The following is a 25,791-nucleotide window of genomic DNA, read 5'->3' as shown; positions in this document are numbered from 1 at the left end:
CCCGCGAGTGCGGGCAGGCGTCAGCGCTTACTGCTTCACCGGCCGCTTCGCCAACTTCCGCTGCAACGTTCGACGATGCATGTTCAACGCGCGCGCAGTAGCCGAAATATTGCCGCCGTGCTCCGCGAGGACACGTTGAATATGCTCCCACTCCAGGCGCGCAACCGACAACGGCGTGGGATGCTCAATCGCCTCTTCCGCTTGCAGCGCGCTCGCCTCGCTTTGCAACGCCGACAAGATCGTCTCCACGTTGGCGGGCTTCGCCAGGTAGTTATCGGCACCGTCTTTCACCGCCTGTACCGCCGTGGCAATGCTGGCGTAACCGGTCAACACCAGCATGCGCGCATCAGGCTGCAAATCACGCAAGGGAGCAACGAGCGTGAGACCGGAATCATTGCCGAGATGCAGGTCAACCGTGATCTGGCTGAACTTCTGCTGGTTCGCCAACTTGATCGCCTCATCCGCGTTGTGCGCTTCGGCCACTGTATAACCGCGCCGCGTCAAACCACGGGCGAGGATGCCGGAGAACACCTCATCGTCGTCGATCACCAGAAAATTCATATCGCTCATGCCTGCTTCTCCGTGTTGGATGGCGTAGTGCCTTGACGGCCCGCACCTGATAATTTGCGCGCCGCAAGCGGCAGTCTCAACACTGCGCGCGTGCCACGCGGCTTGATCTCGCTGACATCGGCCAGCTCGATCGATCCCTTCAGACGTGCCGCCGCTGAAAACGCCAGATACAGGCCCACGCCGTGCCCACCCTGCGTGCTGTCGACCGGCATCGCGCCGAGCGACCCACGCAACGCCGCGGGAATGCCAGGGCCTGCGTCACATACCTCGAATGCGATCTGGTCGCCGCGAGCGGTGAGCGTGCACGATAGCGTGACGTGATCGCGACTCGCACGCGCGGCGTTGTCGAGCAGAATCGTGAGAATCTGACTGACGGCAACCGTATCGTCAAGACTAACGTCCGCAGGCGGCACGCCGATCCGTTCGAACTTCACATGCGGGTGACGCAAGCGCCATTGTTCTCCAAACGACTCGAGCCATTCGCTGACCGTTTGCCGGTTAGTCGCGGTCGATGCACGACTGCGCAGCCGTGCAAGCGCCGAAGTACAAAGCGCCATTTGCTGTTCGAGCAGCTCCAGATCGGCACTGTATGGCGCGAGCCCCTTGTCGGTTCGCGCGGCATCGCGTAACTCTTCGGACAACATCGCAATTGTAGACAGCGGCGTGCCGATTTCGTGCGCGACAGTGGCGGCCTGGACGCCGAGCGCGACGGCGCGTTCATCGTGAAGCAAGCGCTGCTGCGCCTCTCCGAGCGCTGCGTCACGTAGTCGCAGAGCGCGTGACATACGCGCGACGAACCACGCAATCAGGCCAACGCTGACCATGAAGTTTACCCACATGCCGGCGCGAAAATAGTCGAACAGGTTCGCGGGGTTGTCGAGATTGAGCGGGACGGAATCAAAACCGAGCACGGCGTAGCAGGCCACGGCGAACGCGGCGAGCCACGCCATCAGATGCCATGGCAACACAGCGGCAGCAATGGCGAGCGATGGCAGGTACAGCGAAACGAATGGATTGGTGGTGCCACCGGAGAGGAACAGCAGCGCCGACAACGCGCCGAGATCGACCCAGATCTGGCCGAACAGTTCGAGATTGGACTCGGGCCGCTGCTGCGAGACCCGCCACCATGTCAGCGCGTTGAAGATCACTTCAAGAGCGATCACGAGCAACATCGCGGGCAACGGCAGGTGCACGCCGAAGAAGGTCTGCACAAACGCAATCGTCACCAGTTGGCCGATGATGGCGAGGCTGCGCAACCAGAACAGATGGCCGAGGTTGACGCGACCGGTGTTAGTTATACGATGCATGACTTTAGTTTAACTGTTCGGACCAGTCTGACTTACCTCGCGGCCTTGCGCCGGTAACATGGAATTTTGCGACAACATTGCGCGAACCGGTTGCCTAACATCGGTTCCCGCACCATCCAAACTCAACCATGCTGCCAATCTCTGATAGCGAGACCCCTGCCTCATCAGCTTTCCTGACTTTCCTGCGACATGCCGCCGCAGCCCGGCAAAACGGCACCGCAGAAGCAGAGGCCAGATGGCTCGACGCGGCTGCACAACGCAATTCGCTCGACGACGAGTCCATCGATTCGCTCGTCATCAATTTGCTCGAAAAACATCGTCACGACGACGCGCTCGAACTCGCCGCCATTATTGCGCAACTCGATCCGCATCGGGCGCTTGCGCACTTCCGCTTCGGCTACGCACTGCAGATGGCAAATCGGCATAGTGAGGCAATCGCGCCATATCGTCGCGCACTCGCCATCGAACCGACATTGCCGCAGTTACGCAACAATCTCGCTGGCGCCCTCGCGCTCACGGGTGGTGACCTGAACGAGCAAATCGCCCTGCTGGAAAGTGCCGTTCATCAGGATCCCAGCCACGCCGACGCATGGACCAATCTCACCCAGGCGAGCCGCGCCAATTTGAATCTGCCACGCGCGCTCGAAGCCGGCGCAAGAGCCGTTCAATGCGCGCCGAATAGCCCGCTGGCGCATAACAACTATGCGCTGGCGCTACGTGAAGCGCAACGCTGGGACGAAGCGGAGCGCGCCGAAAGAACGGCCTGTACATTCGCACCCAACGACGCGAGCATGCGCTCCAATCTCGGCATGCTGCAACTCATGCGCGGCGATTACACGCACGGCTGGGAAGCCCACGAAGCGCGCTGGGACGGCTCGTTGGAATTGGGCGGCAACCGCCCCGCCATGCCGGCGCCGACCTGGCGCGGCGAACCGCTGGCCGGCAAAACACTGCTGGTCTGGGGCGAACAGGGCATGGGCGATGTCTTGCAGTTCAGCCGCTATATCCCGCTGCTGGCCGAGCGCGTTCATCGCGAGGGCGGCCGTCTCGTCTGGAATTCGTTTCCGCAGATGGGCGCGTTGCTCGCGCGTAGCCTTGGCGATCATGTGGACGATTTCTCAGTTGGCGGTGGCGTCGAGTCTTTGCCGCCGTTCGACTACGAAATCCCGTTGCTCAGTCTGCCTTTGATATTCGACACGCGCGAGGAGACGATCCCCGCTGCGATTCCATATTTGTGCGCGGACGCTGCAGCGCGTGCGTCGTGGCAACAGAGGCTCGCCGGAGAACCAAGGCTCAAAGTCGGGCTGACATGGACCGGCAGCCTTGGCCATCAGCGCAACCCATTCCGACGGCTAGGTTGGGAGCGCTATGCAAAACATTTCGGCGGCATGCAAAACGTGGCGTTCTATTCGCTGCAACCGGGTGCCGGGGCGGATGTCGCGGCGGCCCGGGCAGCGGGCCTGCCAATGTCGGATCACACGGCCGAATTCACCACCTTCGACGACACGGCGGCATTTGTCAGCGCGCTCGATCTCGTCATTACGGTTTGCACGTCCGCGGCGCACCTGAGCGGCGCACTCGGTCAGCGCACATGGGTGCTGCTCGACGTCAACCCGCATTGGGTCTGGCTGCTCGACCGGCCCGACAGCCCGTGGTATCCAAGCGCGACGCTCTACCGGCAGCCACAGTTCGGCCAATGGGATCCGGCGCTGGAAGCTGTTGCACATGATCTGAGCGCACTTGCGGCCCAGCACCACGGGGCATAAGCCCGGTATCAAGCCGCAACGCGGCCACCAGGTCCGGGCCGCGTTCAAAGTGACCCGGCTCCCGGCCCCGTTTGCACGGCTCGCGCAATCTCCGCCGCAAGACATTCAGGACACAAACAGCGGCCAGACGGATCGAGCCGGTCTGCCGGCAGAGCCGGCATCTCACGGCACCAGCAGTCGAATGGCACCCCATGCATGGCGCAATCGAATGCATGGCCGCAGCGCGGGCAAAGCGCGCTTGCAGAGCGGGAAGCTGACGGTTTCATGAGGGGCCGGATGACCTCGCTTCAGCCTGGATCAGGAAATGATGCCACGACTGGCGCGCCGCCGTGAGCCGGCCATTCGGCCAATTCACAGGCAGCTCTGAACGGCGCTAAGCTTCATTGTCACCCGCCGCTTCGGCCCGCTCGTTGCGCAGTGCGCAAAGCCGGTGCCGCCCGTCACCGGCGCCGCTATCGAAAACCCTGTTGCAGCGCGCCAGTCCTGTACAATTCGCCCTGTTTTAACTGTTCCGTGCCTGAGCCTGCCGCCATGTCCGAGATCCCTGACCTTTCGCAGATCGCGCCCACCCTGAAGGCTGAAATCCTGGCCGAGGCGCTGCCTTACATTCGCCAGTATCACGGTAAGACCGTGGTCATCAAATACGGCGGCAACGCCATGACCGAGGAGCGGCTCAAGCAAGGCTTCGCGCGCGACGTCATTCTGCTGAAACTGGTCGGTATCAATCCGGTCATCGTGCACGGCGGCGGTCCGCAAATCGACCAGGCGCTGAAGAAAATCGGCAAGCAGGGCACATTCATTCAGGGCATGCGCGTCACCGACGAAGAGACGATGGAAGTCGTCGAATGGGTGCTCGGCGGCGAAGTGCAGCAGGACATCGTCACGCTGATCAACCATTTCGGCGGCCATGCGGTCGGTCTGACGGGTAAAGACGGCGGCCTGATCCACGCGCGCAAGATGCAGATGCCGGATCGCGACAATCCTGGCCAATACCTGGATATCGGCCAAGTGGGCGAAGTCGAGGCGATCAATCCCGCGGTTGTGAAAGCGCTGCAGGACGACGCCTTCATTCCGGTGATCTCGCCCATCGGCTTCGGCGAAGACGGCCTGTCGTACAACATCAACGCGGATCTGGTCGCGGGCAAACTGGCGGTTGTGCTGAACGCCGAAAAGCTCGTGATCATGACCAACATCCCGGGCGTGATGGATAAGGAAGGCAATCTGCTAACCGATCTGTCGGCGCGCGAAATCGACGGCCTGTTCGCAGACGGCACGATCTCCGGCGGCATGCTGCCGAAAATCTCGTCGGCGCTGGATGCTGCGAAGAGCGGCGTGCGTTCGGTACACATCATCGACGGCCGCATCGAGCACTCGGTGCTGCTGGAAATTCTCACCGAACAGCCGTTCGGCACGATGATCCGCTCGCATTGATTCCTGCCTCAAACCCGGCCCACACGGTACGCCAGTCAGGCGTGCCATGTGGGCCGTGCGGTTGCACTACCGCTGCGCCCAGCGGTGCACCACGCGCCGCCCTCCGGCACAAAAACGCTCCCCCTTCTTTTATCGCCTTCCGCATCGCGAAGCGTCATGCGCGTTCGCTGCGTGAAGCGACTGCCCACGCCTGAACGGCGTCCTCCATCATGCGCACCCCCACTTCCCGACGCCGTCGTCCGCACATTGCAGGCGGCAGTCCGGTCTGGCTGTTCGATCTCGACAACACGCTGCATCACGCCTCGCACGCGATCTTTCCGGCGATCAATCAGGGCATGACGCAGTACATCATCGACTCGCTGGGAGTCGACATCGACGAAGCCAATCGTCTCCGCACCGGCTACACGCAACGCTACGGCGCGACACTGCTCGGTTTGGCACGCCACCATCCGCTCGACCCGAACGACTTTCTGAAAGTCGTTCACACGTTCTCCGATCTCGGCTCGATGATCCGTCACGAACGCGGCGTTGCGCGCCTCGTCGCCTCGCTGCCCGGCCGCAAGATCGTGCTGACCAACGCGCCCGAGACCTACGCGCGCGCGGTACTTCAAAAGTTGCGCATCGAGCGTCTGTTCGAGCAGGTGATTGCGATCGAACATATGCGCGATCGCCGCAGCTGGCGCGCCAAACCCGATCATTCGATGCTGCGCAAGGCGATGCGCGACGCGCACGTTTCGCTCAAAGACGTGATCCTCGTGGAAGACACGCGCTCGCATCTGAAGAACTACCGGCGGCTCGGCATCCGCACCGTGTGGATTACCGGCCATCTGCCGCGCAAACCGCACGCGGACGGCGTGCCGACGCGTCTGCCGGGCACCGGTCGGCCGCACTATGTCGATCGATGCATTCGTTCGTTAAAATCGCTACGACTGGGCAACCGCTCGGTTCGTTTGAAGAGATAGCAGACGGGGCGACAGCCATGCAGCCGATCGACAAGCCGGACGAAGCCGTAGCCGAACACGAACCCGCCCCGTCGGGCGCCCCGCGCGCGCCGCGCCTGAAGCCGGGCGAACGCCGCGTGCACATCCTGCAGACGCTTGCCGCAATGCTGGAGGCGCCGAAAAGCGAAAAGATCACCACGGCGGCGCTCGCCGCCCGGCTCGGCGTCTCGGAAGCGGCGCTGTACCGCCATTTCGCCAGCAAGGCGCAAATGTTCGAAGGGCTCATCGAGTTCATCGAGCAGACCATCTTCGGCCTGATCAACCAGATCGCCGACAAGGAAAGCAATGGCGTGCTGCAAGCCCGCGCGATTGCGCTGATGCTGCTCAACTTCCCCGCGAAAAATCCCGGCATGACGCGCGTGCTGACCTGCGAGGCGCTGGTCGGCGAGCACGAACGGCTGACCGAGCGGGTCAATCAGATGCTGGAGCGAGTCGAGGCGTCGTTGAAGCAGTGTTTGCGGCTGGCTCAGACGGAAGCAAACGCAAGTGCGGGCGCGGGCGAAACCACAGGTCCGAGCGCCAATGCACACGCCGCCCCGCTGCCCGCCGGCTACGATCCCGCAATCCGCGCGAGCCTGCTGCTGAGCTACATCATCGGCCGCTGGCATCGGTATGTACGCAGCGGCTTTGCGCGGCCGCCCGCCGAACACGCCGACGCGCAACTGCTGCTGATTCTTCAGTAGTCCGCGCGGCAGGCGCAGTGGCGCGGTAGCGTCCGCGACGCTGCCGCATGAAATTTTCCGCTATACTTTGCGCCTGACTGCGGCTCGCCGAACTACCTAAGACCGCTGTCCGGAGCACCCTGAACACCTATCACGCGCCGATTTGCTGACTCGATTGCGGGCGCGCGAACCAGCGGGAATATACGATCCCGCGGTTCACTATAAATGCGGCTAAAGAGGTCGTCAGCCGCGCACACCGCTTCTCCTCCGTGCTTCGCCGACGCCAATCTAGCCGCCCTGTATTTGTTAAATGGCGGAATGAATGGAATCGATCGGTATCGTCGCTCCCCAAAAAATGCATTTCACCGAGCCGCTGCTGCTGCAGAACGGCAGCTCGCTGGCCGGTTACGACCTGGTGGTCGAGACCTACGGCACGCTCAACGCCGCGCGCAGCAATGCCGTGCTGGTGTGCCACGCGCTCAACGCCTCGCACCACGTGGCGGGCGTCTACGCCGACGATCCGAAGGACATCGGCTGGTGGGACAACATGGTCGGCCCGGGCAAGCCGCTCGACACCAACCGGTTCTTCGTGATCGGCGTGAACAACCTGGGTTCGTGCTTCGGCTCGACCGGGCCGATGAGCATCGATCCGGCGACCGGCAAACCGTATGGCGCGGCCTTTCCTGTCGTCACGGTTGAAGACTGGGTGAACGCGCAGGCGCGCGTCGCCGATGAGTTCGGCATCACGCGTTTCGCCGCGGTCATGGGCGGCAGCCTCGGCGGCATGCAGGCGCTCGCGTGGAGCATGATGTATCCGGAGCGCGTGGGCCATTGCATCGTGGTCGCGTCCACGCCGAAGCTGTCCGCGCAGAACATCGCGTTCAACGAGGTGGCGCGCTCGGCGATCCTGTCGGACCCGGATTTCCACGGCGGCAACTACTACGCGCACAACGTGAAGCCGAAGCGCGGCTTGCGCGTCGCGCGCATGATCGGCCACATCACGTATCTCTCGGACGACGACATGGCCGAGAAATTCGGCCGCTCGCTGCGCCGCGCGGAAGGCGCGGTGGACGCGTACAACTTCAACTTCGACGTGGAATTCGAGGTGGAGTCGTATCTGCGCTACCAGGGCGACAAATTCGCCGACTACTTCGACGCGAACACGTACCTGCTGATCACCCGCGCGCTCGACTATTTCGATCCGGCCAAGGCCTTCGACGGCGATCTGACCGCCGCCGTCGCCCACACCACGGCGAAATACCTGATCGCCAGTTTCTCGACCGACTGGCGTTTCGCGCCGGCCCGCTCGCGCGAACTGGTGAAGGCGCTGCTCGACCATAAGCGCACCGTGACCTACGCGGAAATCGACGCGCCTCATGGCCACGACGCCTTCCTGCTCGACGACGCGCGTTATCACAACCTGATGCGCGCCTATTACGAACGTATTGCGAACGAGGTGAACGCATGAACCAGCGAGCACTCGATTACCTGGCCCTGCGCCCGGACTTCCGCGCGATCGCCCGTTGGGTCGAACCGCGCGCCACCGTGCTCGATCTGGGCTGCGGCGACGGCTCGCTGCTGTCGCTCCTGACCGAAGAACTGGACGTGCAGGGCTACGGCATCGAAATCAACGACGCCGGCGTGCTGGCGTCAACGCAAAACGGTGTCAACGTGATCCAGCAGAATCTGGAAGACGGCCTGCGCCTGTTCGAAGACGGCAGCTTCGACTTTGCGGTTCTGTCGCAGACGCTGCAAACCATTCATCAGACCGCCGCGATCCTGCGCGAGACGGTGCGGGTGGGCAAGGAATGCATCGTCTCGTTCCCGAATTTCGGCTACTGGGCGCATCGGCTGTCTGTGCTGCAGGGCCGCATGCCGGTCTCGAAGTCGCTGCCTTTCCAGTGGCACAACACGCCGAACGTGCGGGTGCTGACGATCAAGGATTTCGAGGCGCTGGCGCCAGAAGTCGGTATCGAGATCCTCGACCGCGTGGTGCTTCACGAAGGCCAGGTGGTGCGATGGGGCGTGAACTGGCGTGGTAGTCTTGCGGTCTATCGCGTCAAGAAAAGCTAACGCCACTTATCCACATGTCGAACCCGCCGCACGAGGCGCCTGCACTTACCGCTCACGAAGAACATCCCGGCTGGCGCGCGTTCCTGAATACGCGCATGCTGATCTGCGTCTTTCTCGGCTTTACGTCGGGACTGCCGCTGTTCACGCTCGTCTATCTGGTTCAGGCGTGGCTACGCTCCGAAGGCGTCAATCTGAAGGAAATCGGCCTTTTTGCGCTGATTCAGTTCCCGTACACCTGGAAATTCATCTGGGCGCCGCTGATGGACCGCTACGTGCCGCGTTTTCCGGGCTGGCGTCCGGGCAGACGGCGCGGCTGGATGCTGGTCACGCAGATTCTGGTGGCGGGCGCGATTGGCACGCTCGGTTTCGTGTCACCGAAGGATTCCATCTGGACGGTAGCGGCTTTGACGGCGCTGGTCGCGTTTTTCGGCGCGAGCCAGGACATTGTGATCGACGCCTACCGGCGTGAGTTGCTGAGCGACACGCAGCAGGGTCTCGGCAATGCGGTGCATGTAAATGCCTACAAGATCGCCGCACTGGTGCCGGGTTCGCTGGCGCTGATTCTGTCAGACCATTTGCCGTGGACCACCGTTTTCATCGTCACCGCCGCCTTCATGCTGCCCGGCATGATCATGACGCTGGTGGTGCGCGAGCCCCAGGTGCACGGCACGCCGCCGAAGAATCTGCGCGAAGCGATCGTGCAGCCGTTCAGTGAATTTATTCAACGCGACGGCTGGCGCGGCGCGCTGTTCGTGCTCGGCTTCATCTTCCTCTACAAGCTCGGCGACACGATGGCGACTACGCTGTCCACGTCGTTCTTTCTCGACATCGGTTTTTCGCGCACGCAGATTGGCGTGATCGCCAAGACCACCGCGTTTGGCGCGAGTCTGGCGGGCGGGATCGTCGGCGGGATCTGGCTGATGAAAGTCGGCATCGGCCGCGGGCTCTGGATCTTCGGCGTTCTGCAGATGGTGTCGACGCTCGGCTTTGCATGGCTTGCGCATCTCGGCCCGGCATCGCCCGGTTTGACCGTGATTTACGACATCGCCGTCTGGCTGAGCGAGGGCACCTCAAAGCTGCTCGCGCTAGTCGGCGTCGACTGGACCGTGCAGCTCGATCCACGCTCGGTCGCGCTGGCGCTGGTCTATGGCCTCGAAACCTTCGCGACCGGTCTGACGATGGCGGCCTTTACCGCTTACATCGCCAGCACCACCGATCCGCGTTACACCGCCACGCAGTTCGCGCTCTTCACGAGCCTGGCTTCGGTGCCGCGCACGTTGGCATCGGCGGCAAGCGGCTATGTGGTCGCAAAGATCGGCTGGTTCGACTATTTCATCGTGTGTACCGCGCTGGGGCTGCCCGGCATGCTGCTTCTGCTGCGCATCGCGCCCTGGAGAACCCGGTCGTGACGATGCGCCAGTCAAAGCGCGGGGCGCGCCCGGTTTCGGATGCCTTCGGGATGTCTTGGCTCAAGGCCGGACGCGCAGTTCGACGTGCGATGTTGGCGCTCGGTTGCGCGAGCCTGGTGTTGGCGGCGCCGTTGAGCGCCTACGCGACCGCGATGCCTGCGGCCGGCTCCAGCGCAGCAGCGGCGACCACCAACACACCGGCTCCGGCAGCAGCGCCGACAACGACGCCGGCAGCGACGGCAAAATCGGCACCGAACACCTCAAGCCCCGAAAACGCGACATCGGCGGCGACCGGCGCGACCAGCGCCACGAACGCCGGCAGCGCACCTGCGGCCGCCACGCCGCCTGCTTCAACGCAACCGCCACCAGCACCCGTAACGGCTAAAACGCCGGCCGCCACTTCGAGCCCGGCTGCGGCCGCAAAAGCGCCTGCCGCGACATCGACGCCCGCAGCCGCCAACAGTCCCACGCCGCCGACTTACAGTGCGCCGAACACGCAATTGCGCTACGGCGGCTACCTCGTGTTCCGCAACCTGATCCCATCGCCAATGCTCGAGGCGCAAGCGGCCGAAGAGTTCAATCAGATCACGTACGGCGCGGAGCACGCAAACCGCCTGTACGGCGACACCGACGCCCACGTCACGCGGGTGCGGTCGATCGTCGACAAGATGATTCCCTACTCGCTAAAGTGGAACGAGCGGGCCAAGGGCTGGAAGTGGGATGTAGCGGTGGTGCGCTCGCCCGACATCCGAATGTACTGCCTGCCGGGCGGCAAGATCGTGGTGTATAGCGGCCTGCTCGACCGCACGCATCTGAACGACAACGAACTCGGCATGCTGATCGGTCACGAGATCGCACATGCACTGCGCGAACATGCACGTGAGCGGCTCGGCGAACTGCAGTCGAGCCAGCTCGACTCGTCCGGCACGATCCCGCAGCTCTTCGGGCTCGCCGATCTGGGCGCAGCGCCGCTCGGCATCGGTTCGCGCTTGCTCGAGATGAAGTACGAGGGCACCGACGAAACCGAGGCCGACGTGATCGGCAGCGATATCGCCTCTCGCGCCGGCTTCGATCCGCGCGCGGCCGTCACGCTGTGGGACAAGCTGGCCACGGCGACGCGCAGCAATCGCGATCAGGGCTATATCTACGTGCACCCGTACACGCCGGCGCGGCGTCAGGACATCATCAAGCGTTTGCCGGATATGTTGCCGCTCTATGCAAAGGCAATCGGCAAGACCGTCGATGCGCTACCGGACTATGCCGGCATGGGCCGCCCGCGCCGCAAACCCATCAGTAGCGAGTGAGGCGCGCAAGCCGCGGCGCTTGCGGCTTGCACGGTTCCTTGCGGCTCGGGCTAGCCGTGCTTACTTCTTGACCTTGTGATCGTAATCGACCGTCAGCGGCGCATGGTCGCTGAACTTGATATCGCGGAACACGTCGGTGCGTTTCGCCTTGCCGGCGATGCCCTGCGTCGCAATCTGGTAATCGATCCGCCACCCTACGTTCTTCGCGTACGCCTGACCGCGATTGCTCCACCACGTGTATTGCTCGGGTCGCTGATCGAGCGTGCGAAATACGTCGACGTAACCCACTTCGTCAAACAGCTTGGTGAGCCACTCGCGCTCTTCCGGCAGGCACCCTGAATTCTTCTGGTTGCTCTTCCAGTTCTTGATGTCGATCTCTTTGTGGACGATGTTCACGTCGCCGCACACGATCACTTCGCGCTCCTTGGCCAGTTCCGCGAGATGCGGCATGAACTCGTCCATGAAGCGGAACTTGGCCTGCTGGCGATCTTCACCGCTCGACCCCGACGGCACATACACCGAAATCACCGAAAGTTTGCCGAAGCGCAGTTCGACATAGCGCCCTTCCGGATCGAACTCTTCGCTGCCGAAGCCGATTACCACTTCGTCCGGCTCGTGGCGCGTGTACACACCCGCGCCGCTATACCCCTTCTTCACCGCATGCTGAAAATAGCCGGTGAAACCGTGCGGCGACATAAACTCCGGCGTCAGATCGTCCTGTGAGCATTTGATTTCCTGCACGCACACCACGTCGGCTTTCTGTTCGCCGAACCAGTCGAAAAAACCCTTCTTTGCCGCTGAGCGGATGCCGTTCAGGTTGGCGGTAATCACACGCAACATGTCGTTCCCTTTATGTTCAATTCGTTTCTGGAGCACAAGACCAAAGGCGCAGGGTCATTCGACCTTGACGCCCTTCAGCGATTCTTTGGCAGGCGGATATTCGAGCTTTAACGCTTCGAACGTACGTAGCAACAACTCGGCGACCATTACATTGCGATGGGTTTTCGAATCGGCCGGGACCACGTACCACGGTGCGTAGTCGGTCGACGTCACGGCCAGCATATCGCGGTACGCCGCCTGATATTGGTCCCACTGCTTGCGGGCTTCGAGATCGGCGACGTCGAATTTCCAGTGTTTGTTCGGATCGTCGATGCGAGCCTGCAGACGCTCGCGCTGCTCGTCTTTCGAAATATGCAGCATGCACTTGACGATGGCCGTACCGCTGTCGGCCAGCAGCTTTTCGAACTGGCGAATGTGGCCACAGCGCTGTTCAAATGCTTCGGCATCCAGATTGCCGAGCACGGTCGGCACCAGCAGATCTTCGTAGTGGCTGCGGTTGAAGATGGTCAACTCACCGGCAGCGGGCGCCTGCGCATGCACGCGCCAGAGAAAATCGTGCGCCAGCTCCACAGGCGTAGGCGCCTTGAACGGCACGATGCGCAAACCAAGCGGGTCGACCTCATGAAACACCGCACGGATCGTGCCGTCTTTGCCGCTCGTGTCCATGCCTTGCAACACCAGCAATACCCGGCGTTTCTGCTGCGCGTGCAGGCACTCCTGCTGCGTGTCGAGGATCGCGCCGATCTCCGACAAGCGCGCCCGGTCAGCATCTTTCGAACCGCTCGAAAAAGGCTTCGCGGACGGGTCGAAAGCGTCGAGTGAGAATTTGCTGCTCTTCTTGCCGTCGTCGAAATACGGCACGCGGAAATCGTCGAGTTCGGGTTGCTTCGCCATTCACACTCCGTGATCTGCGTTAAAACATTGCCCGCAAAATGAAACGGGCCGTTGCCCCACTTTCGTTTCCGGCAACAGCCCGCGATGACCGGCGCACTCGCGCCGGTCACATGACTTCAACTCAGGACAGCTTCTTCTTCAGCAGTTCGTTCACCTGCGCCGGATTGGCTTTGCCCTTGGTCGCTTTCATCGCCTGACCGATCAGTGCGTTGAACGCCTTTTCCTTGCCCGCGCGGAATTCCTCAACCGACTTCGGGTTCGCGGCGAGCACCTCGTCGATGATCGCTTCCAGCGCGCCGGTATCCGAAATCTGCTTCAAACCCTTCGCTTCGATGATGCGATCGGCAGCGGCTTCGTCCGTGGCTTTCTCTTCCCAGATCGCGAGGAAAATTTCCTTGGCGATTTTGTTCGAAATCGTGCCGTCGGCGATACGTTGCAGCAACAACGCGAGTTGCGCGGACGAAACCGGGCTGTCAGCGATGTCCAGACCTTCGCGATTCAGTTGCGACGACACTTCGCCCATCAGCCAGTTTGCCGCGACCTTCGCATTCGACGGGCCGACCTTCAGGACGACCGCTTCGTAGTACGCGGCCATGGCCTTGCTCGACGTCAGCACGTTTGCGTCGTACGGCGTCAGGCCGTATTGCGTGACGAAGCGCTGTTGAATCGCGACCGGCAGTTCCGGCATTTCACCCTTCACGCGCTCGACCCACGCCGCGTCGATCACCAGCGGCATCAGATCCGGATCGGGGAAATAGCGGTAATCGTGCGCGTCTTCCTTGCTGCGCATCGAGCGCGTTTCGCGCTTGTCCGGATCGTACAAACGCGTTTCCTGCACCACTGTGCCACCGTCTTCGATCAATTCGATCTGCCGGCGCACTTCGTACTGGATCGCTTCTTCGAGGAAGCGGAACGAGTTCAGGTTCTTGATCTCGGCACGCGTGCCGAATTCAGCCTGACCGACCGGCCGCACCGACACGTTCGCGTCGCAACGGAACGAGCCTTCCTGCATGTTGCCGTCGCAGATACCGAGCCATGTGACCAGCGTATGCAGCGTCTTGGCATACGCGACCGCTTCGGCCGCGCTGCGCATTTCCGGCTCGGTGACGATTTCGAGCAGCGGCGTGCCGGCGCGATTCAGGTCGATGCCGGTCATGCCCGCGAAGTCTTCGTGCAGCGACTTGCCCGCGTCTTCTTCGAGGTGAGCGCGCGTCAGGTTGACGACCTTCTCGTACGCTTCCTTACCCGCCTTTTCGTTAGCCGGAACCTGAATCGTCACCTGGCCGCCCTGCACGACGGGGATTTCGTATTGGCTGATCTGATAGCCCTTCGGCAGATCGGGGTAAAAGTAATTCTTGCGCGCGAAGATGCTGCGCGGCGCGATCGTCGAGCCAATCGCAAGGCCGAACTGAATCGCACGTTCCACGGCGCCGCGGTTCATCACCGGCAGCGTGCCCGGCAATGCCAGATCAACGGGGCTGGCCTGCGTGTTCGGTGCAGCGCCGAATTGCGTGGCAGTGCCCGAGAAAATCTTCGATTGGGTCGACAGTTGCGCGTGGGTCTCCAGACCGATCACGACTTCCCATTGCTTGGCCATGGTGCTCACACTCCTGCCGGTGCTTTGCGATGCCAGTCGGTCGCGCGCTGGAACGCGTCGGCCACTTGCAGCATCCGGGCTTCATTGAAATAGTTGCCGATGATCTGCAGACCCACCGGGCGCTGCGCATTCGCGCCCGCGCCGAAGCCGCACGGCACGCTCATACCCGGCAGACCGGCGAGGCTCACCGACAGCGTGTAGATGTCGGCCAGATACATCTGCACCGGATCGTCGCCCTTCGCGCCGAGGTCCCACGCCACCGAGGGCGCCACCGGGCCCATGATCACGTCACACTGCTTGAACGCTTCCTGGAAGTCCTGCGCGATGATGCGGCGGATCTTTTGCGCCTGCAGGTAGTACGCGTCGTAATAACCGTGCGACAGCACATAGGCGCCCACCAGAATACGGCGCTTCACTTCCGGACCGAAGCCTTCGGCACGCGACTTCTTGTACATGTCGAGCAGATCGCGGTATTCCGCGGCGCGATGGCCGAAGCGCACGCCGTCGAAACGCGACAGGTTCGACGAGGCTTCCGCCGGCGCAATCACGTAGTACACCGGGATCGACAGCTCGGTTTTCGGCAGCGAGACTTCCACCAGCGTGGCGCCCAACGCTTCGTATTGCTTCAAGGCAGCGTCGATCGAAGCGCGCACGTCATCGGCAAGGCCTGCGCCGAAATACTCTTTCGGCAGGCCGATGCGCAGGCCGGCGAGCGGTTTGTCCGCGCCGTCTTCCTTCCACGTTTTGCCGATGTAGCGCGTGAAGTCTTCGTCTTCGCGCGTGAGGCTGGTCGAATCGCGCTCGTCGAAACCGGCCATGGCATTGAGCAGCGTGGCGCAATCCGCGGCTGTTTGGGCCAACGGACCACCCTGATCCAGCGACGATGCGAACGCGATCATCCCGTAACGCGACACGCGGCCATACGTCGGTTTGATACCGGTGATGCCGGAGAACGACGCCGGCTGACGAATCGAGCCGCCGGTATCCGTGCCGGTGGCAGCGGGCGCGAGACGCGCCGCCACTGCAGCAGCCGAACCGCCGGATGAGCCGCCCGGCACAGCCAGACGATCCCACGGATTCTGCACGGGGCCAAAGTACGAATTCTCGTTGGACGAGCCCATCGCGAACTCGTCCATATTGGTTTTGCCCACGCACACCATGCCGGCGTGCTGCAGCCGCGCGACCACGGTGGCGTCGAACGGGCTTTCGTAGTTCGACAGCATCTTCGAGCCGGCCGTGGAGCGCCAGCCCTTGGTGACGAACACGTCTTTATGCGCGATCGGCAGGCCGACCAGCGGGCCGGCGTGGCCGGTGTGAAGCAGCGCGTCGGCCGCTTTCGCCTGCGCGAGCGTCAGGTCGGCGTCGACCTGAATGAAGGCGTTCAGGCTGTTGGCCGCGTCGATCCGCTTCAGATAGAGCTGCGCCAGCTCGACTGCGGAGCATTCCTTGGCTGCCAGTGCGGCGCGCAGTTCGGTCAAGCTTTTTTCATGCATTGCGTTTTATCCTGGGCTTGATTCGCGAGTCTTGGTCGATCACTTACTCGATCACCTTCGGCACGAGGTACAGGCCGTCCTGAACGGCCGGCGCCGGGCGCTGGAAGGCTTCACGGTCGACCGTTTCGGTCACCGCGTCGTTGCGCAGACGCAGCGCGACGTCTTCGATCTGCTCGATCGGATGGGCAAGCGGGGCGATGCCGGTGGTATCGACCGCCTGCATTTGCTCGACTAAGCCGAAGAAATCGTTGAGCTGGGTAAGCGTGTGCTCAGCTTCGGCGTCAGCCAGTTCGAGCCGCGCGAGGTGCGCGATGCGTTTAACATCGGTCAGGGTCAGAGCCATGCAGTCACCGGAAAATGTGGTGGACCGCCGCAGCGCGGGAAAAACGATGCTGCGACAGCGGGTTACGACACTGGAGGAAGACCTCGAAAAAGGGGCCAGCGGCGGCAAAAAGTGCCGTCCGTTTCCTTCAAAACATCCAAAATTATAAGGTATCATTACGCGTTCGACCCAAACCCGGACCGACTTACCAAGGCCTTTCTGAACAATTCCCAAAGATAGTTCGGATTTTTCTGACTAGGCCTTGCACCGGCCTCCGGTAGACTCCCTCGCAGCTTCAAGTTCCAGTGGCGCCGCTTCCGCCCGGTTGAAGCTGTTATTTTTTCCGCTGCCGCCCTGCGCATACGTTGCGAGGGCTGGCCCCAAGCGAGACAGGATTTTGAATGTTCGGTTTTCTGCGCAGCTACTTCTCCAACGACCTGGCGATTGACCTCGGCACTGCCAACACGCTCATTTACATGCGTGGCAAGGGTATCGTTCTTGATGAACCGTCGGTGGTCTCGATCCGCCAGGAAGGCGGTCCCAACGGTAAGAAAACCATTCAGGCAGTCGGCAAGGAAGCCAAGCAGATGCTTGGCAAGGTGCCGGGCAACATCGAGGCGATCCGCCCGATGAAAGACGGCGTGATCGCCGACTTCACCGTCACCGAACAGATGATCAAGCAGTTCATCAAAACTGCTCACGAATCGCGCATGTTCTCGCCGTCGCCGCGCATCATCATCTGCGTGCCGTGCGGTTCGACCCAGGTCGAGCGTCGCGCGATCAAAGAAGCCGCTCACGGTGCGGGCGCTTCGCAGGTTTACCTCATCGAAGAGCCCATGGCAGCGGCAATCGGCGCAGGCCTGCCGGTGTCAGAAGCAACCGGCTCGATGGTCGTCGATATCGGCGGCGGCACGACCGAAGTCGGCGTGATCTCGCTCGGCGGTATCGTGTACAAGGGTTCGGTCCGCGTAGGCGGCGACAAGTTCGACGAAGCCATCGTCAACTACATCCGCCGCAACTACGGCATGCTGATCGGCGAACAAACCGCCGAGGCCATCAAGAAAGAAATCGGCTCCGCGTTCCCGGGTTCCGAAGTCAAGGAAATGGAAGTGAAGGGCCGCAATCTGTCGGAAGGCATTCCGCGCAGCTTCACGATCTCCAGCAACGAAATCCTCGAAGCCCTCACCGATCCGCTGAACCAGATCGTCTCGTCGGTGAAGATCGCGCTCGAACAAACGCCGCCGGAACTGGGCGCCGACATCGCCGAGCGCGGCATGATGCTCACCGGCGGTGGCGCACTGCTGCGCGATCTGGACCGCCTGCTCGCCGAAGAAACCGGCCTGCCGGTGCTCGTCGCCGAAGACCCGCTGACCTGTGTTGTACGCGGCTCGGGCATGGCGCTCGAACGCATGGACAAGCTCGGCAGCATCTTCTCGTACGAGTAAGCGAGCCCGTCTCCATGTCAGTAGCGCGGATCTGGCAAACGGCCCCTTGCGGGCCGGTTTGCCGTTGGCTGGGCCTGCCAGCCTCCGCGCGCTGAACGCGCACCCCTCGCGCGCCGCCGTCTCACCCAACCGCTCACGCCCCCGGCGCCGACCATGGAATACAGTCCGCCGCCCCTGTTCAAGCAAGGCCCGTCCGCCCTCGCACGGCTGGTGTTTTTCGTCGTGCTGGCGCTCGCCCTGCTGATCTCCGATGCACGCTTCAGAACGCTCGAAATCGTTCGCGGCGTGCTCGGCGCGGGTCTTTATCCGTTGCAACGCGCAGCCCTCGTGCCGCGCGACGTTTTCATGGGCGCGGCCGACCTGGCCGTGACCAGCGCCACCTTGCGCAGCGAGAACGACAAACTGCGCACCAAAGATCTCCAGCTCTCGCAGCAAGCCAATACAGCTGCCGAACTGGCTGCCGAAAACACCCATTTGCGCGCGCTGCTGCAACTCTCGCAGCGCTCCACCACGCAATCGCTGCCGGCTGAAATCCAGTACGACACGCGCGACCCGTTCACGCAGAAGGTCGTGATCGGCCGCGGCGCCCAGCAAGGCGTCCAGGACGGATCGCCGGTCGTCAATGAAGACGGCGTGATCGGTCAGGTGACGCGCGTGTTCCCGCTGCAAGCCGAAGTGACGCTGCTCACCGACAAGGATCAGGCGGTGCCCGTGCAGATCGTGCGCACCGGCTTGCGCAGCGTGATCTACGGCACGCCGAAGGGCGATACGCTCGATCTGCGCTTCGTGCCGATCAGCGCTGATGTGCAAACCGGCGACGAACTCGTCACGAGCGGGCTCGACGGCGTTTATCCGCCGGGGCTGCCAGTCGCGAAGGTCGTGCGGGTCGACAAACAGGCCGATACGGCGTTCGCGCGCGTGATCTGCTTGCCGGTTGCGCCCGTGCGCGGCGCGCGTCAGTTGCTCGTGCTGCACTATCTGAACAACGTGCCGCCGCGTCCGGCGGAAGAGCCCGACGCGGCTACGACCGCCAAGGACGCGAAAGCGAAGAAGGGCGGCAAGCCCGCGGACAACAAGGCCGCAGCGGATAAATCCGCTGCCAAGCCTGCAGAAAAACCCGCCGCCGCTGCTGCCAAGCCTACTGAGAAGCCGTCGGCCAAGGCCACGGGCGCGGCCGCGGAGAAGAAAGCCGCCACCGAAAAGAAACCGGCCGCTGACAAGAGCGCGAAGCCGCAAGCCACGCCGGGGGCCCAGCCATGAACCGTCCGCAATACATCCTGCAGCCGGTCAATCCCTACTTCATCTCGTTCAGCCTCGCTGCGGCGTTCCTGCTGAACCTGATGCCGTGGGGGCGCCTCGCCGGCGTGCCGGACTTCGTGGCGCTCGTGCTGCTGTTCTGGAACGTGCACCAGCCGCGCAAAGTCGGCATGGGCATCGCGTTCTTTCTCGGCTTGTTGATGGACGTACACAACGCCAGCCTGCTCGGTGAGCACGCGCTGGCGTATACGTTGTTGTCGTATGGCGCGATTACGATCCATCGCCGGGTGCTATGGATGTCGCTCGGCGTGCAGACTTTCGCGGTGATGCCGCTCCTGGTCGTCGCGCAACTGGTGCCGTTCGTGATCCGTCTGCTGACGGGCGCGGCGTTTCCGGGCTGGAGTTACCTGATCGACGGCTTCGTCGAAGCCGCGCTGTGGCCGGTCGCCAGCATGCTGCTGCTGATGCCGCAGCGTCGCCCGGCCGATCCGGACGATACGCGGCCGATTTAATCCCGCATCGAGCCCGCCGGCCGTTCCGATGGAATCCACGCTCCCGGCCCGCTCGACGCGCATCGCTGTTCATGCCTCCCGGTTCCGGCCGGTTTGGGCGCACACTCATGATGGCCGTCACGCGGCCTTTTGCAGAATCGCATGACCGAATTCAAGGACACTCAGCAACAGCTCTCGAAGTTCCGCCTGCGCGTAGCGGCGGCGGGCGTGTTCGTGTTCGTCTGCTTCGGGCTGATCGGTTTCCGTTTCCTGGTCCTGCAGGTCTGGCATTACAGCAAGTACTCGCTGCAAGCCGACGAAAACCGCATCTCGGTCGCGCCGATCGTGCCGAACCGGGGCATCATCACCGACCGTAACGGCGTGGTGCTGGCCAAGAACTACTCGGCGTACACGCTGGAAATCACTCCGTCGAAGCTGAACGACACGCTCGAAAACGTGATCGACAATCTGGCCACCGTGGTCTCGATCGACGCACGCGACCGGCGCCGCTTCAAGAAGCTGCAGGAAGACTCGAAGAACTTCGAGAGCCTGCCGGTCCGCACCCGCCTCACCGACGACGAAGTCGCGCGCTTCACCGCACAGCGCTTCCGCTTTCCGGGCGTGGAAGTGCGCGCGCGCCTGTTCCGCCAATATCCGCTCGGCCCCACTGCGGCACACGTGATCGGCTATATCGGGCGGATTTCGCAGCGCGATCAGGACCGCATCGACGACGCCAGCGATCAGAACGACAGCGATCCGGATCACTACGATCCGCGCCTCGACGCGAACAACTACAAGGGCACCGACTACATCGGCAAGATCGGCGTCGAACAGAGCTACGAAACGGAACTGCACGGCCAGACCGGTTTTGAGGAAGTCGAAGTCACCGCCGGCGGCCGGCCTGTGCGCACGCTGTCACGCACCCAGGCAACGCCGGGCAACAACCTTGAACTGTCGATCGATATCGGTCTGCAGCAGGTCGCCGAACAGGCGTTTGCGGGCCGCCGTGGGGCACTGGTCGCGATCGAACCGGCAAGCGGCGATGTGCTCGCGTTCGTCTCGGCGCCGAGCTTCGATCCGAATTCGTTTGTCGACGGCATCGATCAGCAGACCTGGGACGAGCTCAACAACTCGCCCGACCATCCGCTGCTGAACCGTCCGCTGCACGGCACCTATCCGCCGGGCTCCACCTACAAGCCGTTCATGGCGCTCGCCGCGCTGACGCTGCATAAGCGCACGCCGGGCTGGGGCTTCCAGGATCCGGGCTCGTACACGTTCGGCGGCCACACGTTCCGCAACGACGTGCGCTCGGGCCAGGGCTGGGTCGACATGAACCGCGCGATCGTGGTGTCGAACGACACGTATTTCTACATGCTCGCGCACGATCTCGGCGTCAACGCGATCGCCGGCTTCATGAAGCCGTGGGGCTTCGGCCAGATCACCGGCATCGACATTTCGGGCGAAGCGCGCGGCATCCTGCCGTCGACGGACTGGAAGCGCAAGGCGTACCGCAAACCCGAGCAGCAGCGCTGGTATGAAGGCGAAACGATCAGTCTGGGCATCGGCCAGGGCTATAACTCGTTCACCATTCTCCAGCTCGCTCACGCCACGGCCACGCTCGCGAACAACGGCGTCGTGATGAAGCCGCACCTCGTACGCGACATCGAAAATCCGATCACCAAAGATACGCGCCCGGTCGTGCGCGATCCGAGCGACAAGATCGCGGTGAAGCAATCGGACATCGACATCATCAAGCGCGCGATGGAAGGCGTCGTGACCAACGGTACGGCGTCGAAGCTGTTCATCGGCGCCCCCTACCTGGCCGCCGGCAAGACCGGTACGGCGCAGGTCTACTCGCTGCAAGGCGCGAACTACAAGGGCCATGCGATCGCCGAGCACCTGCGCGACCACGCGCTCTTCATCGCGTTTGCGCCGGCCGAGCAACCGAAGATCGCGCTCGCGCTGATCGTCGAAAACGGCGGCTGGGGCGCGGAAGCGGCCGGTCCGATCGCGCGGCGCGTGCTCGATTACTACCTGGTCGGCAAGAACAAGCCCGGCGCTGAAGCGGCGGCCGTCGCGGCAGCGGCCTCGGCGACGGAGGATGCGTCCGCGCCCGAAGTGGGCAGCGCACCGGCGCCGCAGGACGCGGCGCAGCCGGTCAAGGTCGCGGCGGGCTTCACGGCATTGCCGATGCCGGGTGCTGCTTCGGCCGCGGCGGCAGCTTCCGCTGCGGCGGCTGCATCAGCTTCGGCTGCTGCATCGGCGGCCACGGCTGCGACATCGCCAGCTGCGGCGGCTGCTTCGGCATCCGGCGCGTCGGCGGCCGTCGCTGCCTCCGCGTCCGCCTCCACAAAGATTCCGACGCCGCGTAAATCCGGCGTCCCGCACAAACCCCGCCCGAGCAGCGAGTCGGTACCGACTGCCGCCGCTCCGTCGCGGGATGACAGCATTCAGCCTACGTCGCCACGCCAGCCGGTTTCCGGCGGCATCGACGAGTAAGGAGAAAGGCATGCAATTCGACAAGCGCGCCTGGCTCGACCGCATCAAGCGGATGTTCGTGGGCTTCGATCGGCCGCTCGCCCTGATCGTATTTCTGCTGCTGTGCGTCGGCATCATCACGCTATACAGCGCGACGCTGGACATGCCCGGCCGCGTGGAAGACCAGTTGCGCAACATCATGCTGACGTTCGTGCTGATGTGGGCGCTGGCCAATGTGCCACCCACCACACTGATGCGCTTCGCGGTCCCGCTCTATACGTTCGGGATCGCGTTACTGGTGGCCGTGGCGCTGTTCGGCCTCACACGCAAGGGCGCGAAGCGCTGGATCAACGTCGGCGTGGTGATCCAGCCATCGGAAATCCTGAAGATCGCTACACCGCTGATGCTCGCCTGGTACTACCAGCGCCGCGAAGGCGTGATGCGCTGGTACGACTTTCTGGTCGGCTTCCTGATCCTGATCGTGCCGGTCGGTTTGATCGCCAAGCAGCCTGACCTCGGCACCGCCGTACTGGTGTTCGCGGCCGGCCTCTTCGTGATTTACTTCGCGGGGCTGAGTTTCAAGCTGATCGTGCCGGTGCTGATTGCCGGCGTGATCGCGGTCGGCTCGATCGCGGCGTTCCAGGACAAGATCTGTCAGCCGGAAGTGCAGTGGCCGCTGATGCACGATTATCAGAAGCACCGTATCTGTACGCTGCTGGACCCGACTTCCGATCCGCTCGGCAAGGGTTTCCACACGATTCAGGCGGTGATTGCAATCGGCTCGGGTGGCCCGCTCGGCAAGGGCTGGCTGAAGGGTACCCAGGCGCACCTGGAGTTCATCCCCGAGAAGCACACTGACTTCATCTTCGCCGTGTTCTCCGAGGAGTTCGGGCTGGCGGGCGGGATCGTGCTGCTCACGCTTTATATGCTGCTGATCGCGCGCGGTTTGTATATCGCCGCCAATGGGGCGACGCTGTTTGGACGGCTACTGGCCGGATCGCTGACGATGGCGTTCTTCACCTATGCGTTCGTCAACATCGGTATGGTGAGCGGGATCTTGCCGGTGGTGGGCGTGCCCTTGCCGTTCATGAGCTACGGGGGCACTGCGCTGACTACGCTGGGGGTCGCGATCGGCCTCATCATGAGCGTCGCGCGGCAGAAGCGGCTGATGCAGAGTTAGAGTGGGGCTGGGCGTAGGTCTCAGACTGCGGAGCCGATTGCAGCAAAGTCGCAGCAGACCGTAGCAGGCCCGATAAAGAAAAGGGGCGCACCGTCAGGAGCGCCCCTTTTCATTTAATACGGTCTCGTCTACTGCGGCTTCACTTCCTTCTGATCCCGCAACTGCGCGCTGAGTTGCTGATACTTGAGCTTCGCCGCCGGATCGCCCTGTGCCGCCGCAGCAGCGTAGTACGCGCGCGCCACGTTCAGATTCTTGTCCACGCCGTCACCGCCACGTTCGTAGAACGAGCCGGTCACATACTGCGCAGTCATGTCGCCGCCTTGCGCGGCCTTCTTGTACCAGACGAACGCCTGCTGGTTGTCGCGACTCGTGCCACGGCCATCGAGAAACTGGTTGGCCAACGCGAGCTCTGCCTGCACGTGCCCCTGCTGCGCGGCCTTCAGGAACCACCGGTGCGCTTCGACCGGATCACGCCCGACGAACTCGCCATCGTCGTACATCTTGCCGTACACATACTGCGCGTGCGACATGTTGGCGTCGGCGGCTTTGCGCAGCCACTTCTTGCCTTCATCGACATTGGCTGTGGTGCCTTCACCGTTGAGCAACATCATTGCGTAGTTGAACTCGGCCAGCCGGCTGCCGCGCTGCGCGGCTTTGCGGAACTCGGCGAGCGCCGCGCCCAGATTGCCGGCGTTGTAGTCGGCGACCGCGGTTTGAGTCTCCGGATCGTTCGACTTCGCGACGCGGTTGTCCTGCGCATACGCCGTCACATTCGCCATCAACGCCGCTGTAACCGCCAGACGCACCACGACGCACTGCACCATCCCCTTCATGTCCTCACCTCCTGCAACGCCTGGCGGGTTGCGCGCAACATCCACATGACGTCGGCGGCCAGGGCGATAAAACGAAAACCCGCATCGCGATGCTGCTTGGCGCTCGCGACATCCATAGCAAAAATTCCTGCGGCGATACCAGCCTTGTCGGCAGCGCTGACTATGCGCGCCATCGCCGCCTGCACGTCGGCATGCTTCGAATCGCCGAGGTGGCCGAGACTCGCGGCCAGATCGGCCGGTCCGACGAACAGGCAATCGACGCCTGGCGTCGCCGCAATCTTCTCCACCTCCTGCAAACCGCGCGCCGACTCAATCTGCACAATGGTCGCGATCTGCGCGTTGGCGGATTGCACGTAGTCGCGCCGCATGCCGTACGCGGCCGCACGCACCGCGCCGGCCACACCGCGCTGACCGTCGAGTGCATCGGCGGTCGGGTACTGCGTCAAACGCACGGCCTGTGCCGCCTCGTCCGCGGTTTCGATATTCGGGAACATCAGCGTACGGGCGCCGGCGTCGAGCACGCGCTTGACGAGCCACGCCTCGCTGGCAGGCACGCGTACGACCGGTTCGCTCGGCAAATGCGCAGCGGCGATCGCGCGCAATTGCGACGTGACGTCGCCGCTATCGTTCGGCGCATGCTCCATGTCGATCAGCAGCCAGTCGAAACCGGCGTGCGCGAGCGCCTCGGCTGCGGAATCGCTGCCGAGCGAAAGCCACAGGCCGAACAATGTATCGGCTTCTTTCAGACGTTGCTTGAGGGGATTTGTGAAGGTGCTCATTGCCGCGCTCCCTGGCGATGGAATACATCGCTTGAAACGCGGGTGAGGATGGCGCAGCCGAACAGGCCAACGCCCGGGCCGTGACGGCCTGAATGCCTGCTGCGACGCAATGCGGTGACCGGCATGTCTCGCTCCATGTGGTTATCGGAGCGATCATACCGTGACAATAACGCGGGGGTTGGGCCGCGGGCTCGAGTCGCGCGGCCCTGAACTTAATCGCGGACTACGTCGGCCCAGCAGTTCGGTGTCTCGAACAGACGCACCTTATGCAAACGCAGATTCACGCCGTAATGCGCGTCGTAGACGTTCGCGAGGATATCGAACGCGACGGCAGCGAGATTTTCAACGGTCGGGATGCGATCGAGCACGACCGTCTTGTGCCCCGCCATGGTTTCCAGAAAACCCCGCACCTGCGTGTCGCCTTCGTAGACGAGGAACGCATGGTCCCACTTGTCGACCAGATGCTCGACCGCGAGCGACTTCACGTCGGCGAAGTCCATCACCATGCCGCGATCCGGCGCGCCTTCGGTATCGACCAGGTCGCCTTGCAGCGTGATTTCGAGCACATAGCGATGGCCGTGCAGATTACGGCACTGGCTGCGGTGATCGGGGATGCGGTGGCCCGCGTCGAATTCGAGTTTTCGTGTAATCGTCAGCAC

Annotated in this window: 24 protein-coding genes; 13 read left to right on the top strand and 11 right to left on the bottom strand. The window is 62.9% G+C overall.

Annotated elements, in window-relative coordinates; translation table 11 throughout:
- Window positions 1-27 precede the first annotated feature (27 nt).
- Both KHO30_RS30780 and KHO30_RS30775 read right to left on the bottom strand, forming a co-directional pair.
- Window positions 28-570 (bottom strand): response regulator transcription factor, encoded by a 543-nt coding sequence (locus KHO30_RS30780; protein ID WP_028197735.1) that lies wholly within the window; start codon window positions 568-570, stop codon window positions 28-30.
- On the bottom strand, window positions 567-1,877 hold the full coding sequence (locus tag KHO30_RS30775) for an ATP-binding protein (protein ID WP_093634646.1): 1,311 nt from the start codon (window positions 1,875-1,877) through the stop codon (window positions 567-569). The genes KHO30_RS30780 and KHO30_RS30775 overlap by 4 nt, the downstream gene beginning before the upstream one ends.
- Window positions 1,878-2,005: 128 nt before the next feature.
- On the opposite strand from KHO30_RS30775, the gene KHO30_RS30770 reads away from it, so the two are divergent.
- Window positions 2,006-3,643, top strand: coding sequence for a tetratricopeptide repeat protein (locus KHO30_RS30770; protein ID WP_211703205.1), 1,638 nt, complete (start codon window positions 2,006-2,008; stop codon window positions 3,641-3,643).
- A 44-nt stretch (window positions 3,644-3,687) separates the two neighbouring features.
- On the opposite strand, the gene KHO30_RS30765 is transcribed toward KHO30_RS30770, so the two are convergent.
- Entirely contained in the window at window positions 3,688-3,909 is a 222-nt protein-coding gene (locus KHO30_RS30765; protein WP_211703204.1) for a cysteine-rich CWC family protein, read from the bottom strand.
- 265 nt (window positions 3,910-4,174) lie between these two features.
- On the opposite strand from KHO30_RS30765, the gene argB reads away from it, so the two are divergent.
- The 7 genes from argB to KHO30_RS39355 all read left to right on the top strand — a co-directional run bounded on the left by argB (window position 4,175) and on the right by KHO30_RS39355 (window position 11,523).
- Window positions 4,175-5,074, top strand: coding sequence for an acetylglutamate kinase (gene argB / locus KHO30_RS30760; protein WP_054037147.1), 900 nt, complete (start codon window positions 4,175-4,177; stop codon window positions 5,072-5,074).
- 209 nt (window positions 5,075-5,283) lie between these two features.
- Complete coding sequence (locus KHO30_RS30755; protein WP_054037146.1) at window positions 5,284-6,036, top strand: pyrimidine 5'-nucleotidase; 753 nt, start codon at window positions 5,284-5,286, stop codon at window positions 6,034-6,036.
- Between the two features lie 17 nt (window positions 6,037-6,053).
- A complete protein-coding gene (slmA, locus tag KHO30_RS30750; RefSeq protein ID WP_054037141.1) occupies window positions 6,054-6,758 on the top strand; it encodes a nucleoid occlusion factor SlmA in 705 nt (234 codons plus the stop codon).
- Window positions 6,759-7,059: 301 nt separating this feature from the next.
- Window positions 7,060-8,205: a homoserine O-succinyltransferase MetX gene (gene metX, locus KHO30_RS30745; protein ID WP_211703203.1), complete on the top strand. Its 1,146-nt coding sequence runs from the start codon at window positions 7,060-7,062 to the stop codon at window positions 8,203-8,205.
- Window positions 8,202-8,810, top strand: a complete 609-nt coding sequence (metW, locus tag KHO30_RS30740) for a methionine biosynthesis protein MetW (protein ID WP_054037137.1) — start codon at window positions 8,202-8,204, stop codon at window positions 8,808-8,810. The genes metX and metW overlap by 4 nt, the downstream gene beginning before the upstream one ends.
- A 14-nt stretch (window positions 8,811-8,824) precedes the next feature.
- The gene (locus tag KHO30_RS30735) at window positions 8,825-10,219 is read left to right on the top strand and encodes an AmpG family muropeptide MFS transporter (RefSeq protein ID WP_211703202.1); all 1,395 of its coding nucleotides are present in this window, start codon (window positions 8,825-8,827) and stop codon (window positions 10,217-10,219) included.
- A 50-nt stretch (window positions 10,220-10,269) separates the two neighbouring features.
- A complete protein-coding gene (locus KHO30_RS39355; protein ID WP_244864169.1) occupies window positions 10,270-11,523 on the top strand; it encodes a M48 family metallopeptidase in 1,254 nt (417 codons plus the stop codon).
- 60 nt (window positions 11,524-11,583) lie between these two features.
- Here KHO30_RS39355 and KHO30_RS30720 read toward each other — a convergent pair whose 3' ends face one another.
- The 5 genes from KHO30_RS30720 to gatC all read right to left on the bottom strand — a co-directional run bounded on the left by KHO30_RS30720 (window position 11,584) and on the right by gatC (window position 16,690).
- Window positions 11,584-12,363 carry an exodeoxyribonuclease III gene (locus KHO30_RS30720; protein ID WP_054037130.1) on the bottom strand — a complete coding sequence of 260 codons (780 nt, stop codon included), beginning with the start codon at window positions 12,361-12,363 and terminating at the stop codon, window positions 11,584-11,586.
- 54 nt (window positions 12,364-12,417) lie between these two features.
- A complete protein-coding gene (locus KHO30_RS30715) occupies window positions 12,418-13,257 on the bottom strand; it encodes a PPK2 family polyphosphate kinase (RefSeq protein ID WP_093634638.1) in 840 nt (279 codons plus the stop codon).
- 121 nt (window positions 13,258-13,378) lie between these two features.
- Window positions 13,379-14,854 (bottom strand): Asp-tRNA(Asn)/Glu-tRNA(Gln) amidotransferase subunit GatB, encoded by a 1,476-nt coding sequence (gatB, locus tag KHO30_RS30710; protein WP_211703200.1) that lies wholly within the window; start codon window positions 14,852-14,854, stop codon window positions 13,379-13,381.
- 5 nt (window positions 14,855-14,859) lie between these two features.
- A complete protein-coding gene (gene gatA, locus KHO30_RS30705; RefSeq protein ID WP_211703199.1) occupies window positions 14,860-16,347 on the bottom strand; it encodes an Asp-tRNA(Asn)/Glu-tRNA(Gln) amidotransferase subunit GatA in 1,488 nt (495 codons plus the stop codon).
- A gap of 43 nt (window positions 16,348-16,390) precedes the next feature.
- Window positions 16,391-16,690 carry an Asp-tRNA(Asn)/Glu-tRNA(Gln) amidotransferase subunit GatC gene (gene gatC, locus KHO30_RS30700; protein ID WP_093634635.1) on the bottom strand — a complete coding sequence of 100 codons (300 nt, stop codon included), beginning with the start codon at window positions 16,688-16,690 and terminating at the stop codon, window positions 16,391-16,393.
- Window positions 16,691-17,070: 380 nt separating this feature from the next.
- On the opposite strand from gatC, the gene KHO30_RS30695 reads away from it, so the two are divergent.
- From KHO30_RS30695 to rodA, 5 genes are all read left to right on the top strand, one after another.
- A complete protein-coding gene (locus tag KHO30_RS30695) occupies window positions 17,071-18,114 on the top strand; it encodes a rod shape-determining protein (protein WP_004189550.1) in 1,044 nt (347 codons plus the stop codon).
- Window positions 18,115-18,267: 153 nt separating this feature from the next.
- On the top strand, window positions 18,268-19,374 hold the full coding sequence (gene mreC, locus KHO30_RS30690; RefSeq protein WP_211703198.1) for a rod shape-determining protein MreC: 1,107 nt from the start codon (window positions 18,268-18,270) through the stop codon (window positions 19,372-19,374).
- The gene (gene mreD / locus KHO30_RS30685; protein WP_054037125.1) at window positions 19,371-19,883 is read left to right on the top strand and encodes a rod shape-determining protein MreD; all 513 of its coding nucleotides are present in this window, start codon (window positions 19,371-19,373) and stop codon (window positions 19,881-19,883) included. Before mreC ends, mreD begins: the two co-directional genes overlap by 4 nt.
- A 141-nt stretch (window positions 19,884-20,024) precedes the next feature.
- A complete protein-coding gene (gene mrdA, locus KHO30_RS30680) occupies window positions 20,025-22,361 on the top strand; it encodes a penicillin-binding protein 2 (protein WP_211703197.1) in 2,337 nt (778 codons plus the stop codon).
- A gap of 10 nt (window positions 22,362-22,371) precedes the next feature.
- Window positions 22,372-23,520, top strand: coding sequence for a rod shape-determining protein RodA (gene rodA / locus KHO30_RS30675; RefSeq protein WP_054037121.1), 1,149 nt, complete (start codon window positions 22,372-22,374; stop codon window positions 23,518-23,520).
- A gap of 128 nt (window positions 23,521-23,648) precedes the next feature.
- On the opposite strand, the gene KHO30_RS30670 is transcribed toward rodA, so the two are convergent.
- The 3 genes from KHO30_RS30670 to queD all read right to left on the bottom strand — a co-directional run bounded on the left by KHO30_RS30670 (window position 23,649) and on the right by queD (window position 25,788).
- Window positions 23,649-24,353, bottom strand: a complete 705-nt coding sequence (locus KHO30_RS30670) for a tetratricopeptide repeat protein (protein ID WP_211703196.1) — start codon at window positions 24,351-24,353, stop codon at window positions 23,649-23,651.
- Window positions 24,350-25,132, bottom strand: a complete 783-nt coding sequence (locus KHO30_RS30665; RefSeq protein WP_054037117.1) for an HpcH/HpaI aldolase family protein — start codon at window positions 25,130-25,132, stop codon at window positions 24,350-24,352. The genes KHO30_RS30670 and KHO30_RS30665 overlap by 4 nt, the downstream gene beginning before the upstream one ends.
- A 212-nt stretch (window positions 25,133-25,344) precedes the next feature.
- On the bottom strand, window positions 25,345-25,788 hold the full coding sequence (gene queD / locus KHO30_RS30660) for a 6-carboxytetrahydropterin synthase QueD (protein WP_093634683.1): 444 nt from the start codon (window positions 25,786-25,788) through the stop codon (window positions 25,345-25,347).
- Between the last annotated feature and the right edge of the window lie 3 nt (window positions 25,789-25,791).

The organism is Paraburkholderia aspalathi, assembly GCF_905220735.1.
Lineage (GTDB): Bacteria > Pseudomonadota > Gammaproteobacteria > Burkholderiales > Burkholderiaceae > Paraburkholderia > Paraburkholderia aspalathi.
This window is presented reverse-complemented; position numbering and strand designations above follow the sequence as displayed.